General features: G+C 70.3%; 1 protein-coding gene and 1 pseudogene. Both read right to left on the minus strand.

From position 1 onward, the window contains the following. Positions 1–98: 98 nt before the first annotated feature. Positions 99–650, minus strand: coding sequence for a hypothetical protein (locus FVW27_RS17025; RefSeq protein ID WP_167127431.1), 552 nt, complete (start codon positions 648–650; stop codon positions 99–101). Beyond that, a pseudogene (locus tag FVW27_RS17030) lies at positions 647–989 on the minus strand (beta-ketoacyl-[acyl-carrier-protein] synthase family protein); the annotation flags it as partial. The pseudogene FVW27_RS17030 and the gene FVW27_RS17025, both read right to left, overlap by 4 nt.

Consider the following 989-nt stretch of genomic DNA (forward strand, 5'->3'; position numbering starts at 1 on the left):
CAGGGCCAGGCGCGCGGCCAGCAGGCCGGGAGACGCCGGGGGCGGGGCGGCGGCGGGCGTTGCACCGGACAGGTCGGTGCCGGACGGATGCGCGTCGGTCAGGCGGTTCTGGTCAGCCATGCGAAGGTCTCTCGATAACGGGCGGTGAGTGTGTCGCCGTTGAAGCGTGTGTCGTAGGGCGCGCGGCCTATGGTCAGGGTGGCGGCCATGCACGGGGGCGCAGGCGCGAGGGCCGCGTCGGAGAAGGCTGGCAGGGGCGTGACGGTGGTCGCATAGGTGGCCGCGCGATCGCTTTCGGCCAGCAGGCAGGCCCCAATGTGCAGGGTGCAGTGCAGTGCGCCGCCCGGTATGGCGCCCGGTGTGCGGCCCGATGTGCTGTTTGACATGCCGTGGCGCACGTCGGCTGCCGGTACGTGGTCCGGCCAGGTGCATTCCTCCACCGTCAGCAGAAAGGCGTGCAGATTGAAGTCGGCTGTCCAGCGGGCGTGCAGCGCGGCCAGTTGGGCCATGGCTTCCAGCCCCTGCCACGGTGGCGCGGCGGTGAAAACGTGGCGGGCCGTGGCCCCGGTTTCGTCGCAGCTGTCCAGCCGATCCAGCAGCAGGAAGCGGTCGGGGGTTTCCTGCGGAAGGGCGTGGCAAAAAAGGGTCACAGCCGCACCACCAGTGCGGCGTTCTGCCCGCCGAAGCCGAAATTGAGCAGCAGGCCGATGGAACCGACATTATTACCGGAAGTAGGCAATGGGCGCGGCTGACGCACGAAATCCACCCGCGCGCTTTCCGGTGTGGTCAGGTTGCGTACCGGCGGCAGAAATCCGCCTGCCGCGCAGGCCAGCAGGACGGCCAGTTCCACCGCGCCGCAGGCCGAGGCGCAGTGCCCGGTCCACGACTTCACGGCGGTGACGGCGGGGGCGTGCCCCGCATCGGCGAACAGCCGTTCCAGCAGGCGGACTTCCGCCGCATCGTTCAGGGTGGTGCCGGTGCCGTGGGCC

Origin of the sequence: Nitratidesulfovibrio liaohensis (assembly GCF_011682075.1) — a bacterium.
In the GTDB taxonomy this organism is placed as follows: domain Bacteria; phylum Desulfobacterota; class Desulfovibrionia; order Desulfovibrionales; family Desulfovibrionaceae; genus Cupidesulfovibrio; species Cupidesulfovibrio liaohensis.